The sequence below is a fragment of the Gordonia amicalis genome, assembly GCF_022059885.1.
Taxonomy (GTDB): domain Bacteria; phylum Actinomycetota; class Actinomycetes; order Mycobacteriales; family Mycobacteriaceae; genus Gordonia; species Gordonia amicalis.
Window position 1 is genome coordinate 3,712,371 of the sequence record NZ_CP091855.1, and the last position, 16,220, is coordinate 3,728,590.

Consider the following 16,220-nt stretch of genomic DNA (forward strand, 5'->3'; position numbering starts at 1 on the left):
ACCGATGCCCTATTTCGCCGTCCAGTACACCTACCGTCCGGCCAAGGCCGCGCTCCGCGACCAGCACCGGCCGCTTCATCGGCAGTGGCTCGGCGAGGAGAACAAGGCGGGCAACGTGCTCATCGCGGGACCGTACCCGGACGGGTCGGGCGCGCTGATCATCATCAGCGCGGCCGACCTCGAGGCCGCCGAGGCGTTCTTCGCCAACGACCCGTTCCAGGCGCACGAGGCCGTCGACGCCGTCCGGATCGACGAGTGGACCCAGGTCTTCGGACCGTTCTGACCCCTGCCGCTAACTCTTCGACACAGCTGACCTGCTCCTGACCAGGCTTGCGACGGTGGTGATCACCAGGACACCGACGATCACCGACAACGACACCGGCGTCGAGATCTCCGGGACGCTCACATGCTCACCGCCGTTGACGAACGGCAGGGTGTTCTCGTGCAGCGCGTGCAGGACGAGCTTCGCACCGATGAACGCGAGGATGATCGACAGGCCGATCGACAGGTACACCAGCCGGTCGAGCAGCCCGCCGAGCAGGAAGTACAGCTGACGCAGGCCCATCAGCGCGAAGGCGTTGGCGGTGAACACCAGGTACGGCTCCTGGGTCAGGCCGTAGATCGCCGGGATCGAGTCGAGGGCGAAGAGCACGTCGGTGAACCCGATGACGATGAGGACCATCAGCATCGGCGTCGCGAGACGCTTGCCGTTGACGCGGGTGAACAGCTTGTCGCGGTCGTAGGAGTCGTGCGTGCGCAGGAATCGCTTGACGAACCGCTCGAGACGACTCTCCCGCTGTTCCTCGTGCTCCACGGGGTCGTCGCTCTCGCGGACGAGTTTGACGGCGGTGAAGATCAGGAACGCGCCGAACAGGTAGAACACCCAGCTGTAGGCGTTGATCGCGGCGGCGCCGACGGCGATGAAGATGCCGCGCATGCCCAGCGCCATGACGATGCCGAGCAGCAGCACCTTCTGCTGATACTCACGGGGCACCGCGAATTTCGCCATGATGATGACGAACACGAACAGGTTGTCCACCGAGAGCGCCTTCTCGGTCACGTAGCCGGCGAAGTACTCGCCGCCGAACGTCGATCCCCACTTCCACCAGACGAACAGCCCGAACACGATGGCGAGCGCGATGTACACCGCCGACCAGATGCCCGATTCCTTGAGCGACGGGGCGTGCGGCACGCGCACGTGGGAGAAGAAGTCGAACACGAACAATCCGAGGATCACCACGCAGGTGATCAGCCACACGGATACAGAGACATCCACGGTATTCCTCCAGCAGGCAGCATCAGCTGACGAGCCAGAGGTCTCTCCCGCCGAGATGGCGGCCGACGCTCCGGGCCAGGGTTGCGACGATGATCGGCATCATCGCGGGCCCTGACCGTATTGACGGAGACGCCGCGTCGGGGATACTCCCCTCATGGATCTGCCGTCACTTTAGTACAGGCGGTAGTAGTTCCGCAGAAACCTCAGGTCAGAGAGTTCTTCAGTCGCCCGATCCGTCTGTTTCGTCTCCACCGCCGGTGATCGAGGCGATCACGCCCGCGAGATCGTCGGGCTTGACGAGCACCTCACGCGCCTTGGAACCCTCGCTGGGTCCGACGACGCCGCGGGTCTCCATGAGGTCCATCAGGCGCCCCGCCTTCGCGAAGCCGACCCGCAGCTTGCGCTGCAGCATCGACGTCGACCCGAACTGGCTGGAGACGACGAGTTCGATCGCCTGCAGCAGGTCGTCGAGGTCGTTGCCGATGTCGCTGTCGATGTCCTTCTTCTCGCCGGCCTTCGCCGCGGTGACACCCTCGGTGTACTCCGGCTCGGCCTGCTCCTTGGTGAAGTCGACGACGGCCGCGATCTCCTCGTCGGAGATGTAGGCGCCCTGCATGCGGATCGGCTTGTTGGCACCCATCGGCAGGAACAGGCCGTCACCCATGCCGATGAGCTTCTCGGCGCCCGGCTGATCGAGGATGACGCGCGAGTCGGTCAGCGACGACGTGGCGAACGCCAGGCGCGACGGCACGTTGGTCTTGATCAGACCGGTGACGACGTCGACCGACGGACGCTGCGTCGCGAGGACCAGGTGGATGCCGGCGGCGCGCGCCTTCTGCGTGATGCGGACGATCGCCTCTTCCACGTCGCGCGGCGCGGTCATCATCAGGTCCGCGAGCTCGTCGACGATGGCGAGGATGTACGGGTACGGCTTGTACACCCGCTCGCTGCCGAGCGGAGTGGTGATCTCGCCGGAGCGCACCTTCGCGTTGAAGTCGTCGATGTGACGCACCCGCGACGCCTTCATGTCCTGGTAGCGCTGCTCCATCTCCTCCACCAGCCATGCGAGGGCGGCGGCCGCCTTCTTGGGCTGGGTGATGATGGGGGTGATCAGGTGCGGGATGCCCTCGTAAGGCGTGAGTTCCACCATCTTCGGGTCGATGAGGATCATCCGGACCTGCTCCGGGGTGGCGCGGCTCAGCAGCGACACCAGCATGGAGTTGACGAAGCTCGACTTACCGGAGCCGGTCGAACCGGCGACGAGCAGGTGCGGCATCTTCGCCAGGTTCGCGCTGACGAAGTCGCCCTCGATGTCCTTGCCCAGACCGATCACGAGCGGATGCTTGTCCTTGCGGGTCGACGACGCGCTGAGGACGTCGGCCAGGCGGACCATCTCACGATCGGCGTTGGGTACCTCGATACCGACCGCGGACTTGCCCGGGATCGGCGCGAGCAGGCGGACGTTGTCGGTGGCCGCGGCGTAGGCGATGTTGCGCTGGAGCGCGGTGATCTTCTCGACCTTCACGCCCGGTCCCAGCTCGACCTCGTACCGGGTGACCGTCGGTCCGCGCGTGTAGCCGGTGACCGCGGCATCGATCTTGAACTGTTCGAGGACACCGGTCATCCGGTCGATCATCTCGTCGTTGGCGCTGGTGCCGGCCTTCGGCGGGTCGCCTTCGAGCAGCAGATGCGGGGGCGGCAGCAGGTAGTCGCCCTCGGCAGCCGGGACCGCCGGTGAGAAGGCCTCCTCGTCGTCGAGGTCGGGTTCGGGCTCGGGTGCCGGTTTCGGCGCCGGTTTGGGTGCCGGACGCGCGGCGGGCGCCGTGCGGCGAGCAGCCGGACGGGCCGGGGGGTCGATCACCTCGGTCATCTGCTCGTCGGGGGCGTTGTCCCCGAACGGCTCGGTGAACGCATCGGCGAAGCTCTCGGTGACCGCGTCTTCGATCGGTTCCTCGGCGACCTTGGCCGGCTTGCGCCGCGACCGGCTCGAGGGCCGCGACGGGGTCTCGTCGGGCGGGTAGTTGTCGTACGGGTTCGACGAGTACGAGCGACGGGTCGCCCGGGAGCCGTAGGTGTCCGCGTCATCGTCGTCGGCATCGTCCGCCGCGGGATCCCCGAAATCGGGATCCTCGTAGTTCTCCGCGTCCTCGTCCCAGTCGAGGTCGCCCTCCCACGGCGCGCCGTCGGCACCGGACACCCCCAGGCCGAGGTATCCGGCGGCGGCGTCGACGACTTCGCGCACGGTCCGGCCACTGAGGATCAGCACACCGAAGGCCATGCACAGCAACAGGATCGGGACGGACACCCAGGCGGTGACCCCCGCGGTGAGCGGCGTGCCGATGGCGAAACCGACGAAGCCCGCCGCCGCCGAACGGCCCGGCAGATCCAGCGGCGCACCGGCGATCAGATGCATGATGCCGAGCAGGGGAAGCACGACGAGGGAGCCACCGCCGAGGTAGCGCCCACGGCGTTCGGGTGCGGCCGGACGCCGCATCAGCATGATCGCGACCACGACGAGCGCGACCGGCATCACGACGGCCGCGGACCCGACGATCGCGCGGATCAACGCCTCGAAGAATGCACCGACCGGCCCGGCGGCGCCGAACCACACACTGGCCGCGAACAGGAGCCCCAACCCGAGCAGGCCGAGCGCGACGCCGTCCCGGCGATGACTGTGTCCCTGACCGCGCGGACCCACCACGTCCGCGTCGACATCGTCGTACTCGGCGTCGTCACCGTCGACGGCATCCAGATCGAAATCGTCGTCGTCGAACGGACGCGACTCGGTCCGCGGTCCGCGGCCGACTCCGGAACCCACGCGGGCCGCGCTGCCGACACCACGAGCGAACAGTGACCAGCCGGCTCCGATCCCCTTCCCCACCGCGGAGGCGCCGGCGGCGGCGACCGAACGGCGGTGCAGATCGACCGATTCGGCGGAGGCCGACGTGTTCCGGCGGCGCGGCGTCGCGGTGGCGGACTGCCGTGCGCGGGACTTGCCGCTGCCGGTGGATCGGTTCGACGCGCGCGACGATCCGGCTTTGCCCGCGCCGGAGCGGGTGGAACCGGAGCGTGTCCCGGCCGACTTGCTCGCGCCCGAACGTGCCGCCGAACCCGTCGACCGTCCGGCACTTTTCGCACCCGACCGTGTGCCGGATGCCCGCGACCCAGACGCGGACGTGCGCGTACCCGTGCTTGCCTTCGAAGCCATACCGACAGACTAGTCGGCAGAGTTCACTTCAGTCACATGGGCAACACTGATAACGGCGCCGTGTCGAAGTTGTTACCCGGTCGCATCGGGACACGCCCTAGAGGCCGTGAGAACTCTCACGAACCGCGGCGATCGCGTCCGCATCGCCGTCGAAGCTCACGGCGACGGGTGCCCGTCCGAACGCGAACAGGACGAGTTCACCGATCGACCCGGTGACCACGACGTCCTTCCCGGAGCCGACGGTCAGCAGGTCCTCACCGGCGGTCGTACGGAGGGTGACGCGTGCGGGGATCTTCTTGAGCGTCATCCTGCCCATCGAGGTGGCCGGACCGCGCAGCTCGGCCTCGAGCTCGGGTGACAGCATCCGCGGCGTCCAGCGGCCCTTCGGGTCCGCTCCCCCGCGCAGCACGTCCTCGTGGTGGACGAACATCTCGGCGAGATTGGCGAACCGGTCGACGAGCTTGAACGGTGAGTAGACCGGCGGACCCGAGGCGAGTTCGTCGAGCAACTCGTCGAAGTCCCGTCGGGCGGCCTTGCTCCGCACCTTCTCGGTGTATCCGGCGAACGCCGGGATCAGGATGCCCGGCCCGGTGTCGGGGCGTCGTTCGCGAACGACGAGATGAGCCAACAGATCGCGGGTGGTCCAGCCCTCACAGAGGGTGGGCGCGTCCGGGCCCACCTTCTTCAGGGTCTCGACGAGAGCCGCTCGTTCCTCCTGTGCACCTGTCACCCCGTCCACAGTAGCGAGCGTTTCCGATACGGTCGTACCGTTCAGTCGGCTCCCACCGCGAGAACCGTCGGCACGATCATCGGGCGGCGGCGGTAGGCCTCGGAGACCCACCGGCCCACGGCGCGCCGGATCCCCTGCGCGATGCGATGCGCGTCGCTCACACCCTCGGCGGCCAGGGAGTCGAGAACCTGGTTGACCAGGTCGGCAGCCGCCTTCAGCGCATCCGGGTCGTCGGAGAAGCCACGGCCGGAGACCTCCGGCGAGCTGACCGCGCGCCCCGTCGTCGCATCGATCGCGACGGTGATCGCGATGAAACCGCCCTCACCGAGCACGAGACGCTCCGACAGGGTCGACTCGCCGACGTCACCGACCGACAGTCCGTCGACGTAGACGTGTCCGACCGGCACGCGCCCGACGATCTCGGCCCGGCCGTCGACGAGGTCGACCACGACGCCGTCCTCGGCCAGCACGACCTGATCCTCGGACACACCGGTCGCGACCGCGAGCGCGGCATTCGCACGCAGGTGGCGCCATTCACCGTGCACCGGCATCACATTCGACGGCCGCACCGCGTTGTACAGGTACAGCAGCTCACCCGCCGAGGCGTGGCCGGACACGTGGACCTTGGCGCTCTGCTGGGTGATCACGGTGGCACCGCGCTTGGCCAGGCCGTTGACGACGGCGAAGACCGAGTTCTCGTTGCCCGGGATCAGCGACGAGGCCAGCACGACCAGGTCATCGGCGCGGATGTTGATCTGGCGGTGCTCACCGCGCGCCATCCGCGACAACGCCGACAGCGGCTCGCCCTGCGAACCGGTCGAGATCAGCACGATGCGATGGTCGGGAAGCGTTGCGGCGGTGTCGAGGTCGACGACCACCCCGTCCGGCACCGACAGGTAGCCGAGGTCCTGCGCGATCTGCATGTTCCGCACCATCGACCGGCCGACGAAGCAGACGCGCCGGTTGTGGGTGTGCGCGACGTCGATGATCTGCTGGATGCGGTGCACGTGGCTGGCGAAGGACGCGACGATGACGCGTTGCCTGGCCTTGCCGATGACCTGGTCGAGCACACCACCGATCTCACGTTCGGGGGTGACGAAGCCGGGGACCTCGGCGTTGGTCGAGTCGACGAGGAACAGGTCGACGCCCTCGTCACCGAGACGGCTGAACCCGGCCAGGTCGGTGAGACGACCGTCGAGGGGCAGCTGGTCGAGCTTGATGTCGCCGGTGTGCAGGGCGAGACCCGCCGGCGTGCGGATCGCGAGCGCGATGGCGTCCGGGATCGAGTGGTTGACCGCGAAGTACTCGCAGTCGAACGGACCGTGGGTGGTCCGCTCCCCCTCGGTGACCTGAACGAGCTTGGGCCGCAGGCGATGTTCCCGACACTTGGCCTCGACGAGGGCGAGGGTGAACTTCGACCCGACGACGGGGATGTCGCTGCGCAGCCGCAGAAGGAACGGGATCGCGCCGATGTGATCCTCGTGCCCATGGGTGAGGATCACCGCGTCGACATCGTCCATGCGGTCCTCGATGTAGCGGAAGTCCGGCAGGATCAGGTCGACGCCGGGCTGCTGGTCCTCGGGGAACAGCACGCCGCAGTCGACGATCAGGAGACGGCCGTCGTACTCGAAGACGGTCATGTTGCGGCCGATCTCGCCGATGCCGCCGAGCGCGACGATCCGGAGTCCGCCCTTGGGCAGGCGCCGCGGGGTGCCGAGACGATCGACCGGTGCCGGGGTCGCCGGCTCGTTCCGGCGACCACGCGCGTCGCCGCCGCGTTCGTGGCGACCGCGCCGGGCACCGGACGACGACCCGGACCGCTGCCGGGACGCATGCTTCGGGGCGGACTCGGACTTCGGGGCGCGAGGCGGTGCCGGGTCGGGCGCGATCATGGCCGGGACGGAGTCCACCGGGACGGCTTCCAAGGGGGTCGGCTCCGCGGGGGTCGGCTCCGCGGACACCGGCGGAGTGGCGGGCGGTCCGGCCTTGCGGGAGGCGGCGCGGCGACGGGTGCGCGCCGGCCGCGCTTCGGGCCCGCCGCTGTCGCTGCCGGTGTTGTCGATCATCAGGCGAGAACACCTGCCGCACGAAGATCCACGATCAGCTCCTCGATCTGGGGCCCGGTGGCGGGCACCTGGGGCAGACGCGGATCGCCCACCTCGAGTCCGAGAACGCGCAGCGCCGCCTTCACCATCGTGACACCTCCGAGGCGTCCCATCGCGTTGACGAGCGGAAGCATCGACGTGTTGAGCGTCCGCGCCGTCGCGAGATCACCCTTCTCGACCGCGATCTGCATCTCGCGCAAGCGATCCGGCACCAGGTGCCCGATGACGCTGACGAATCCGGTGGCGCCGATCGACAGCCACGGGAGGTTCAGTGCGTCCTCACCCGAGAGGTATTCGAGCTTGGTGGTGGCGATGAGGCCGGCGGCCGAGTGCAGGTCACCCTTGGCGTCCTTGACACCGCGGATGTTCGGGTGTTCGGCGAGCGCGAGCATCGTCTCGTTGGCGATGGGCACGATCGAGCGCGGCGGGATGTCGTAGAGCAGCACGGGAAGTGCGGTGGCGTCGGCGACGGTCCGGAAGTGCGCGAGGATGCCGGACTGCGGCGGCTTGGAGTAGTACGGGGTCACGACGAGCAGGCCGTGGGCACCGACCTTCTCCGACTCGATCGCGAACCGCACGCTCTCGGCGGTGTCGTAGCTACCCGCCCCCTGGGTGATCCGGGCGCGGTCGCCGACGGCGTCCAGCACGACGCGCAACAGATCGAGCTTCTCGGGCACGGTGGTGGTCGGCGATTCGCCGGTGGTGCCGGACACGACGAGTCCGTCGCACCCCTTCGACACGAGGTGATCGGCCAGGACGGCGGCCTTGTCCAGATCGAGACTTCCGTCGGGACGGAAGGGGGTCACCATCGCCACCACGTTCGTCCCGAAGGGATGCTCGTGCAGCGGTTCCTGGACTGCGTTCATGGTGCTCAAGGCTACCGCCTCCGTATCCGTGACGGGCCTCACCCTTCCAGCACGAACGGTGAGGTCGCGACCTCGGTGCCGTCGGCGAGCGTGCCGATCTCGAAATCGCCGAAGACGGTGGGAGCCACCTGCATCAATTGCCGCAGGCACTCGACCGCGAGCTGGCGGATCTCGACGTCGGCGTGCTCGGTGGCGCGCATACCGACGAAGTGCCGCCACGCACGGTAGTTGCCGGTCACGACGATCTTGGTCTCGGTGGCGTTGGGCAGCACCGACCGTGCGGCCTGACGTGCCTGCTTGCGACGCAGGATCGCGTTGGGCACGTCGGCGAACTTCGCCTCCAGTGCGGCGAGGAGTTCGGTGTACGCCTCACGACTCGCATCGGTGGCGGCCGTGAAGAGTTCCTCGAGGTGGTCGTCGCCGACGATCGCGGGCGGCGCGACGACGTTGGAGTCGTGTTCGGGCACGAACCGCTGCGACAGCTGCGAATAGGAGAAGTGCCGGTGCCGGATCAGCTCATGGGTGCACGAGCGCGAGATCCCGCTGATGTAGAAGGTGACCGACGCGTGTTCGAGCAGCGACAGGTGCCCCACCTCGAGGATGTGCCGAAGGTATCCGGCATTGGTGGCGGTGCGCGGGTTCGGCTTGTCCCAGCTCTGGTAGCAGGCGCGGCCGGCGAACTCGACGAGCGCCTCACCGCCCTCGGCGTCCGTGCTCCACGTCACGTCCTCCGGTGGGGTGAACTGGGTCATGGCGACCATCTGCACCTTCAGCGGCACCAATTCGGACACGCAGTCCCCTCCATTCGACGTTTGTGTGCCCTGATTGTCCCCCACTGCCCCGAAGGGCTCGGATTCGGCCTGACGTCGCGGGCCACGGTGGGTAAGGTCCCTGTGTGTCCACCCGACATGAGTCCACCCGACGGACTTTCCTGCGGACCGGTGCAGTCGCCACCGGGGCCGCACTCACCCTGCCCGCCGTCGTCGCTGATCCCGGCCCGGCTCAGGCTGCTTCCCCGCGGGCCTTCGCCCACGGCGTGGCTTCCGGCGACCCGCTGCCCGACGCGGTCATCCTGTGGACCCGGATCACCCAGTCCGCCGCCTCGACGCCGGGTTCCGGTGTGGGACCGGCATGTTCGGTGCGCTGGGAGATCGCGCGCGACGCGGGCTTCGGTGCGGTCGTCGGGTCGGGTGTCGTGCAGACCTCGGCCGAGCGGGACTTCACCGTCAAGGTCGACGCCACCGGGCTGAGTCCGCGGACGACGTACCACTACCGGTTCACCGTGACATCCGGACCGGTCGCCGGGGCTACGTCACCGATCGGTACGACCCGCACCGCACCCGCCACCGGCGCCGACGTCGGACGAATCCGCTTCGGCGTCGTGTCCTGCGCCAACTGGGAGGCCGGGTATTTCGCCGCCTACCGGCACCTGAACAACCAGAGGGACCTCGACGCCGTGGTGCACCTGGGCGATTACTACTACGAGTACCAAACCGGCCGGTACACGGGTAAGACCGGCGCGGTCCGGATCCACGACCCGCGTCACGAGATCCGAACGCTGCGTGACTACCGGACCCGTCACGGTCAGTACAAGACCGATCCCGACCTCGCCGCGCTGCACCGGTCGACGCCGTTCATCTGCATCTGGGACGACCACGAGTCGTCGAACGACAGCTGGCGCGGGGGTGCCGAGAATCACCAGCCCGGCGAAGGGTCGTGGCAGGTTCGACGCGCCGCCGCCCTGCGCGCCTACTCCGAGTGGATGCCGATCCGCCCCGGCGTCGACCCGCAAGGCCGACATCTGTTCCGCCGCCTGCGGTTCGGGAAACTTCTCGAGCTGTCGATGCTGGATCTGCGCTCCTACCGCGACCTCCAGGTGAGCGCGGTGTCGGCACGGATCGACGAGCCGTCCCGCACGATGCTGGGTCGGGCTCAGATGTCCTGGCTGACCAACGGCCTCACCTCGTCGGAGACCCGGTGGAAGATCGTCGGCAATCCGGTCATGATCTCGCCGGTACTGATCCCGCCGCTCGACCCGAAGACCACCGGGGCGGTCACCGAACTGCTCGGGATACCGGAGGAGGGCATCCCCTACAACGCGGATCAATGGGACGGCTACGCCGCCGACCGTCGGCGCCTCCTCGACTCGATCAGGAACAACGGCGTCGACAACGTCGTGTTCATCACCGGGGACATCCACTCGTCGTGGGCATGCGACATCCCGGTGGACGTCGCGAACTATCCGGGTGCCGGGACCGTCGCGACGGAACTGGTCGGGACGTCGGTGACGTCGACCAACATCGACGAGATGTTCAACGTGCCGGCGAACACCGCCGGTCCGACGATCGCGGCCGCGTTCAGTGCGGCCAATCACCACGTCCGCTACTGCGAGCTGGACTCGCACGGATACTCGGTGCTGACCGTCACCCCGTCCGCCACCCAGATGGACTGGTATTTCCTGAACGACAAGACCGATCCGCGGTCGGGCCAGTTCTACGCGAAGTCCTTTCGGGTGCGCAGCGGGACGCAGCGTGTCCAACCCGTCGGGCGCCCCGCCGTGTGACCTACGTGCTCTGATCCAGGATCGCCGACAGTTTGGCGTGGGTGTCGGGCCAGCCGTGGACGGCGATCGAGGTGATACCGAGTGCCTTGACGGGGTAGTCGTTGCCGCCCTCGTCGAGACGGTCGCCGAAGAACAGGATGTCGGAGGTGGTCAGGCCGAGGATGTCCATCAGCTTGAGCGCGCCGTACGCCTTGTCGATGCCCTTCTTGGTGACGTCGACCGACGTCGAACCACCGCTGCGCACCTCGAGGTCGGGCAGCCGCTCGGCGGCATATGCCCGCAGCGACTCCTTCTTCGCGCCGTCGGGATCCCAAGCGGCCTTGGCATCGACCGGGGCCTTCTGCCCGAGCGCACTGAAGGTGATCTGGCTGCCGCGGTCCTCGAGGATGTCGCCCCAGGTCTCGCTCTCCCACAGTCCCAGTTCCTTGGCACCGGTCTCGAGGACGTCGAGCGTGCGCTTCTTCTCGTCGTCGCTGAGGTACTCCGCGTAGACGGTCTCCCACTCGCCGCCGTCCCAGCGGACGTATTGGGTGCCGCAGGTGGGCATCAGATGGAGGTTGCCCACCGAGTCGAAGGTGCCGAGGCGCGCGAGAACCTGCTTCTCGAACTGGGTGAAGTTGCCGCCGGAGATGATGCAACCGAGGCTGACCTCGAGCATCCGGTGCAGCAGGTCCACCATCTGGTCGTCGAGCGGGCTCTTCGACGGTGCGAGGGTGTCGTCGAGGTCGAACATCACCAAGCGATAGTCGTTGCCTTCATACGACACGGTCATCGTCGCATCTCTCCTTCAGGTCGTCCCCGTCATGTTTCTTCGATCTCCCGGTGCTCAGCATCCCATCACCGCTCGCAGATCGCGCGCGAGGTCGCCCTTCGCGCCGACCGTCACGTCATCCAGGTCGAGCCAGCCCGCGAATCTCCGCAGGTCGGCAGCCAATCGCTCGGCGACGACGCGGCGATCGTGGCCGGGCTCACCGAAGGCGGCGAGTACCAACAGGGTTCGGGATCTCCGGTCGGCCTTGAGGTCGACGCGTGCGGCGAGGTCGGTGCCCAACAGGTAGGGCAGCACGTAGTAGCCGTGCACGCGTTTGTGTTCGGGGACGTAGATCTCGATGCGGTAGTGGAAGTCGAAGAGTCGCTGCGCACGTGGGCGGAAGAACACGAGGGGGTCGAACGGCGACAGGATCGCCGAGGTGTCGATGCGTCGCGGCATGGGCGCGCCGTCGGCGAGGTAGGCGGGGTCACGCCACCCGTCGACCGAGACCTCGTGCAGCACACCCGCTTCGACGAGGTCGGCGACGGCCGGCCGGGCATCCGCCGGCTTGATGCGGTAGTAGTCGGCGAGGTCGGTGACGGTCGCGACCCCGAGCGAGCGTGCGGCTCGGGCGATGAGCTCGCGTTGCGCCTGCGCACGATCAGGTCGCACCGCGGCGACGTCGGCGCCGACGACACGGTCGGTGAGATCGTAGTGGCGAACGAAGTTGCCGTTCCGCACGGCCGACAGGTCGCCGGCGGCGAACATCGCCTCGCACAGGTGTTTGACCTCGCCACGCTGCCACCAACTCCCGGCCGTTCCGGGTTCACGCTCGATGCCGAGTTCCGCCTCGATGGTGCGCGGCGTCGCGGCACCGATCTCGTCGATCACACCCCGTACGTCGTCGGCGAGACTCCGGTTGCGACGCATGATCTCCCGGGTGTGCCGATAGCGGCCATCGGCGAATTCGTCCATCCGCCAACGGAACAGCGGCCAGTCCTCGACCGGGATGAGCGCGGCCTCGTGCGCCCAGTACTCGACCAGACGGCGTCGGCCCCGCACCGGTTGCCAGGCAGCGCGATGCAGGAGGTCGGGGTCGTAGGGACCCAGCCGGCTGTAGAGCGGCATGAAGTGCGCCCGCGCGACGATGTTGACGGAGTCCATCTGGAGCAGACCGGTCCGTCCGACAACCCTCTTGAGGTGGGCCATGGTCGGCGCGCCCGACGGTGAGCGATCGGTGAATCCCTGTGCGGCCAGCGCGGTTCGACGCGCCTGGGCCGCGGACAACCGTTCCGTCGCCATCAGCCCCGTGCCCTCAGTCTCTGCCGGCGTGTGTGTAGTCGATGAAGCGGTAGCGAAGGCCGGTCGAGGACGTCTGCCACTCCCCCTTGTCGGCGACCGTCCACTCCGGTCCGATCTCCGGCGCGAATGCATCGGCACCCAGAACGTCGACGTCGATCTCAGTGACGCAGAGCTCGGTCGCGAACCGCATTGCGGCGCCGTAGATCTCGCCGCCGCCGATGATGCCGACAGGTTCGCCGTCGGCGAGGACCAGTGCCTCGGCGATGGTCCGGGCCACCACCGCCCCCTCGGCCGACCAGTCCGGGTTGCGCGTCACCACGATGTTGACGCGGCCCGGCAACGGCCGGAACTTCGGCGGCAGCGAATCCCACGTCTTGCGGCCCATGATGACCGGATAGCCGAGGGTCTTCTCCTTGAACCGGGCCATGTCCTCGGGGACGCGCCACGGGATGGTGTTGTCGCGACCGATCGCACCGCCGTGCGCCTGCGCCCAGACCAACCGGACGCGCGTCGGGAGTGCGACCCACGAGAGGTCGGAACTCACACCGCCACCGGCGCCTTGATCCCCGGATGCGACTGGTAGCCGACGATCTCGATGTCGTCGTACTCGTAGTCGAAGATCGAATCACGCTTGCGCAGTTCGAGTTTCGGATACGGGTAGGGCTCGCGCGAGAGCTGGAGGTTCACCTGGTCGACGTGATTGTCGTAGATATGGCAGTCGCCGCCGGTCCACACGAACTCGCCGACCTCGAGGCCCGCCTGCTGCGCCATCATGTGGGTCAGCAGCGCGTACGACGCGATGTTGAACGGCACCCCGAGGAACAGGTCGGCGGAACGCTGATAGAGCTGGCAGGAGAGCTTGCCGTCGGCGACGTAGAACTGGAAGAACGCGTGGCACGGCGGCAGCGCCATCTGCGGGATCTCGCCCACGTTCCACGCGGACACGATGTTGCGTCGCGAATCGGGATTGCTCTTGAGCGTCTCGAGGGCCACGGAGATCTGGTCGATCTGCTTCCCCGACGGCGTCGGCCAGCTGCGCCACTGGACGCCGTAGATCGGTCCGAGGTCACCGTTCTCGTCGGCCCACTCGTCCCAGATGGTGACGCCGCGTTCCTGGAGCCAGCGGACGTTGGAGTCGCCGCGCAGGAACCAGAGCAGTTCGTAGATGATCGACTTGAGGTGGACCTTCTTGGTGGTGATCAGCGGGAAGCCCTCGGCCAGGTCGTAGCGCAGCTGATGACCGAAGAGGCTCTTTGTGCCTGTGCCGGTGCGGTCCGCCTTCGGGGTACCCGTCTCGAGCGCGAGGCGCAGCAGGTCCTCGTACGGGGTGGGGATCGTCCCGGTCGATGAGATATCGCGGATGGCCGTGCTCACGCCGGACAGTCTACGGGCCGACCGCCGCACCGTCCGCGAAGCGCACCTCGAGGACTGTCGCCGGGGTGCGGGGCGGCTCACCCGGCGGGTTGACGCCGTGCGCCGCGAGCACCGGGCGCACGGCGGGATGTACCACCTTCTCCATCGCGTCGAAGCAGCTCTCCTCCGAGTCCCAGACGTCGAGGTAGCTCACGGTCTTGTCGGCGTTCTCGATCACCAAGTGAACGATGAGCCCGGGCATCGGGGTGTCCCCGATCCGCTGGGCGATCTCGCCGTACATCTCGGCGTCGATGGGGACGTCCTGGGTCCAGGCGAAGACGGCCATGATGATGCTCCTCTAATTTCATCCGACTATGTATCGGATCAATTGTGATGCCCTTAGACTAGGGCTGATGCCCGACACAGTCAATGAGCAATCTGCAGGTCAGACCACGCGCCGCTATGACGCAAGCCGGCGCCGCGCGGCCGCGGCGCAGACCCGTACGAACATCCTCGACACGGCCCGCGGATTGTTCCTGTCCCAGGGTTATGCCGCGACAACCGTCGCCGAGATCGCCCGCGGTGCCGGAGTCGTGCCCGACACCGTCTACACGGTCGTCGGCCGGAAGCCGGCGATGTTCCGGGAACTGATCGAACTCGCACTGTCGGGGACCGATCAGCCGATACCCGGCGCTCACCGCGACTACGTCGCACGCATGCGCGCCGAGGACGACGCACGCCGGAAGCTGGCGATCTACGCCGACGCGGTCACCGCGATCCAGGGGCGTCTCGCACCGTTGTTCCTCGTCCTCCGGGACGCCGCGGCCCTCGACGGCGACCTGAGGAGCCTGTGGGACGAGATCACTGCGCGACGCGCCGAGAACATGCGTCGACTCGCCGCAGATCTCGTCTCGACCGGCGCCACGCGCACCGATCTGACCGTCGAGGAGATCGCCGACATCGTCTGGACCATGAACTCCTCCGAGTACTACTCGATGCTCGTGACGAGCCGCGGATGGACATCGGACCGGTTCTCCAACTGGCTGCACGACGCATGGTGCCGACTACTCCTCGATCCCACGCACGCTGCGTGACCGCTGTGACTCTTGTGGTCCGCGCGGTAGTCTCCTCCCGTGGCCACTCGCAGCACGACCCGCGCCAATCGCTATGCGAAGCGACGCCGCAAGCGTGTCGCCGCCCGCGACAACGACCTCACCGACACCCAGTGGCTCTCACTCCGGGAGGCCTGGGGCGGGTGTGCGTACTGCGGCGCGGCCGGGGTGGCTCTCCAGCGCGACTGCATGCTCGCGATCTCCCGCGGCGGCCGCTACACCGTGACCAACGTCGTGCCGTGCTGCGGTTCGTGCAACGCCAGCAAGTGCAACTCGGAAGTTACCTCCTGGATGCGCCGCAAGAAGCTCGACGAGAAGGCGTTCCTGGTGCGGCAGTACGAGGTGAGCAGACTCCTCGCCGACGTGGAATAGCCCGGAGTCCACGTCCGGGCTGCTCCGGAAGTGTTCCGCGGAACGCTCGGTTGCAGCACACTGGGACCATCCCGGCGAAGGAGAGACGACGATGAGCTTCGAGATCTCGGCAGGTACACGTGGCGGCCGTGTGCCGAAGGGACCGTTCATGCGGATCGTGAACAAGGTCGTCGCGCCTATGATCCGCCGCAAGGGACAGTTCGGCGGGATGAACGCGCTCGTGCTGACGACCGTCGGCCGCAAGAGCGGTCAGGAACGGGTGACCCCGCTCGCCTGGTTCCCGGGCCCCGACGGCAGTTGGCTGATCGTGGCGTCGGCGAACGGCGCGGTGAACAACCCCGGTTGGTACCACAACCTGAAGGCGAACCCCGACAAGGCCCGGATCGAGGTGGACGGCAGGACCGTCGAGGTCCGCGCCCAGCAGCTCCACGGCGACGAACGCGCCCAGGCCTGGAACACGATCAACAAGAACGAGCGCTTCGCCGGGTACCAGGAGAAGACCGATCGGGAACTGCCGATCATCAAGCTGACCGCCAAGTAGCTACAGACCCACCCTTTTTCGGCAAACCCAGCACCCCGCGA

General features: G+C 67.7%; 16 protein-coding genes. 5 read left to right on the forward strand and 11 right to left on the reverse strand.

Features of this window, described 5'->3' with window-relative positions; all coding sequences use genetic code 11:
* The first annotated feature begins 4 nt into the window (after positions 1-4).
* Positions 5-283 carry a YciI family protein gene (locus tag IHQ52_RS16960; RefSeq protein WP_006436444.1) on the forward strand — a complete coding sequence of 93 codons (279 nt, stop codon included), beginning with the start codon at positions 5-7 and terminating at the stop codon, positions 281-283.
* A gap of 9 nt (positions 284-292) precedes the next feature.
* Here IHQ52_RS16960 and IHQ52_RS16965 read toward each other — a convergent pair whose 3' ends face one another.
* The 6 genes from IHQ52_RS16965 to thyX all read right to left on the reverse strand — a co-directional run bounded on the left by IHQ52_RS16965 (position 293) and on the right by thyX (position 8,976).
* The gene (locus IHQ52_RS16965; protein ID WP_006436443.1) at positions 293-1,276 is read right to left on the reverse strand and encodes a TerC family protein; all 984 of its coding nucleotides are present in this window, start codon (positions 1,274-1,276) and stop codon (positions 293-295) included.
* A 220-nt stretch (positions 1,277-1,496) separates the two neighbouring features.
* Positions 1,497-4,484 carry a DNA translocase FtsK gene (locus tag IHQ52_RS16970; RefSeq protein ID WP_040004746.1) on the reverse strand — a complete coding sequence of 996 codons (2,988 nt, stop codon included), beginning with the start codon at positions 4,482-4,484 and terminating at the stop codon, positions 1,497-1,499.
* Positions 4,485-4,581: 97 nt separating this feature from the next.
* Positions 4,582-5,214 (reverse strand): TIGR03085 family metal-binding protein, encoded by a 633-nt coding sequence (locus tag IHQ52_RS16975; protein WP_040004753.1) that lies wholly within the window; start codon positions 5,212-5,214, stop codon positions 4,582-4,584.
* A gap of 41 nt (positions 5,215-5,255) precedes the next feature.
* On the reverse strand, positions 5,256-7,280 hold the full coding sequence (locus IHQ52_RS16980; RefSeq protein ID WP_024498472.1) for a ribonuclease J: 2,025 nt from the start codon (positions 7,278-7,280) through the stop codon (positions 5,256-5,258).
* Positions 7,280-8,185, reverse strand: a complete 906-nt coding sequence (dapA, locus tag IHQ52_RS16985) for a 4-hydroxy-tetrahydrodipicolinate synthase (protein ID WP_024498471.1) — start codon at positions 8,183-8,185, stop codon at positions 7,280-7,282. Before dapA ends, IHQ52_RS16980 begins: the two co-directional genes overlap by 1 nt.
* A gap of 38 nt (positions 8,186-8,223) precedes the next feature.
* Positions 8,224-8,976 (reverse strand): FAD-dependent thymidylate synthase, encoded by a 753-nt coding sequence (gene thyX, locus IHQ52_RS16990; protein ID WP_024498470.1) that lies wholly within the window; start codon positions 8,974-8,976, stop codon positions 8,224-8,226.
* A gap of 104 nt (positions 8,977-9,080) precedes the next feature.
* Between thyX and IHQ52_RS16995 the strand changes: the two genes are divergently transcribed.
* Positions 9,081-10,748, forward strand: coding sequence for an alkaline phosphatase D family protein (locus IHQ52_RS16995; protein WP_024498469.1), 1,668 nt, complete (start codon positions 9,081-9,083; stop codon positions 10,746-10,748).
* A 1-nt stretch (position 10,749) separates the two neighbouring features.
* Here IHQ52_RS16995 and IHQ52_RS17000 read toward each other — a convergent pair whose 3' ends face one another.
* From IHQ52_RS17000 to IHQ52_RS17020, 5 genes are read right to left on the reverse strand one after another with little or no spacing between them, the layout of a single operon-like run.
* Positions 10,750-11,520: an HAD-IIB family hydrolase gene (locus tag IHQ52_RS17000; RefSeq protein WP_024498468.1), complete on the reverse strand. Its 771-nt coding sequence runs from the start codon at positions 11,518-11,520 to the stop codon at positions 10,750-10,752.
* 54 nt (positions 11,521-11,574) lie between these two features.
* Positions 11,575-12,801, reverse strand: a complete 1,227-nt coding sequence (locus IHQ52_RS17005) for a winged helix-turn-helix domain-containing protein (protein ID WP_024498467.1) — start codon at positions 12,799-12,801, stop codon at positions 11,575-11,577.
* Between the two features lie 13 nt (positions 12,802-12,814).
* Positions 12,815-13,345: a dihydrofolate reductase gene (locus IHQ52_RS17010; RefSeq protein WP_024498466.1), complete on the reverse strand. Its 531-nt coding sequence runs from the start codon at positions 13,343-13,345 to the stop codon at positions 12,815-12,817.
* Positions 13,342-14,175, reverse strand: coding sequence for a thymidylate synthase (locus tag IHQ52_RS17015; RefSeq protein WP_024498465.1), 834 nt, complete (start codon positions 14,173-14,175; stop codon positions 13,342-13,344). Before IHQ52_RS17015 ends, IHQ52_RS17010 begins: the two co-directional genes overlap by 4 nt.
* Before the next feature lie 10 nt (positions 14,176-14,185).
* A complete protein-coding gene (locus tag IHQ52_RS17020) occupies positions 14,186-14,500 on the reverse strand; it encodes a hypothetical protein (protein WP_024498464.1) in 315 nt (104 codons plus the stop codon).
* A 67-nt stretch (positions 14,501-14,567) separates the two neighbouring features.
* Between IHQ52_RS17020 and IHQ52_RS17025 the strand changes: the two genes are divergently transcribed.
* The 3 genes from IHQ52_RS17025 to IHQ52_RS17035 all read left to right on the forward strand — a co-directional run bounded on the left by IHQ52_RS17025 (position 14,568) and on the right by IHQ52_RS17035 (position 16,179).
* Positions 14,568-15,248 carry a TetR/AcrR family transcriptional regulator gene (locus tag IHQ52_RS17025; protein WP_024498463.1) on the forward strand — a complete coding sequence of 227 codons (681 nt, stop codon included), beginning with the start codon at positions 14,568-14,570 and terminating at the stop codon, positions 15,246-15,248.
* Positions 15,249-15,287: 39 nt separating this feature from the next.
* On the forward strand, positions 15,288-15,638 hold the full coding sequence (locus IHQ52_RS17030; RefSeq protein WP_024498462.1) for an HNH endonuclease: 351 nt from the start codon (positions 15,288-15,290) through the stop codon (positions 15,636-15,638).
* A gap of 91 nt (positions 15,639-15,729) precedes the next feature.
* The gene (locus tag IHQ52_RS17035; protein WP_024498461.1) at positions 15,730-16,179 is read left to right on the forward strand and encodes a nitroreductase family deazaflavin-dependent oxidoreductase; all 450 of its coding nucleotides are present in this window, start codon (positions 15,730-15,732) and stop codon (positions 16,177-16,179) included.
* Positions 16,180-16,220: the final 41 nt, after the last annotated feature.

Bases quoted from the DNA above. Each gene is read 5' to 3' on its own strand.
- IHQ52_RS17035 (WP_024498461.1), top strand. From the start codon at position 15,730: ATGAGCTTCGAGATCTCGGCAGGTACACGTGGCGGCCGTGTGCCGAAG.
- IHQ52_RS16980 (WP_024498472.1), bottom strand. From the start codon at position 7,280: ATGATCGACAACACCGGCAGCGACAGCGGCGGGCCCGAAGCGCGGCCG.
- IHQ52_RS17005 (WP_024498467.1), bottom strand. From the start codon at position 12,801: ATGGCGACGGAACGGTTGTCCGCGGCCCAGGCGCGTCGAACCGCGCTG.
- IHQ52_RS16970 (WP_040004746.1), bottom strand. From the start codon at position 4,484: ATGGCTTCGAAGGCAAGCACGGGTACGCGCACGTCCGCGTCTGGGTCG.
- IHQ52_RS17025 (WP_024498463.1), top strand. From the start codon at position 14,568: ATGCCCGACACAGTCAATGAGCAATCTGCAGGTCAGACCACGCGCCGC.
- dapA (WP_024498471.1), bottom strand. From the start codon at position 8,185: ATGAACGCAGTCCAGGAACCGCTGCACGAGCATCCCTTCGGGACGAAC.
- IHQ52_RS17000 (WP_024498468.1), bottom strand. From the start codon at position 11,520: ATGACCGTGTCGTATGAAGGCAACGACTATCGCTTGGTGATGTTCGAC.
- IHQ52_RS17020 (WP_024498464.1), bottom strand. From the start codon at position 14,500: ATGGCCGTCTTCGCCTGGACCCAGGACGTCCCCATCGACGCCGAGATG.
- IHQ52_RS16960 (WP_006436444.1), top strand. From the start codon at position 5: ATGCCCTATTTCGCCGTCCAGTACACCTACCGTCCGGCCAAGGCCGCG.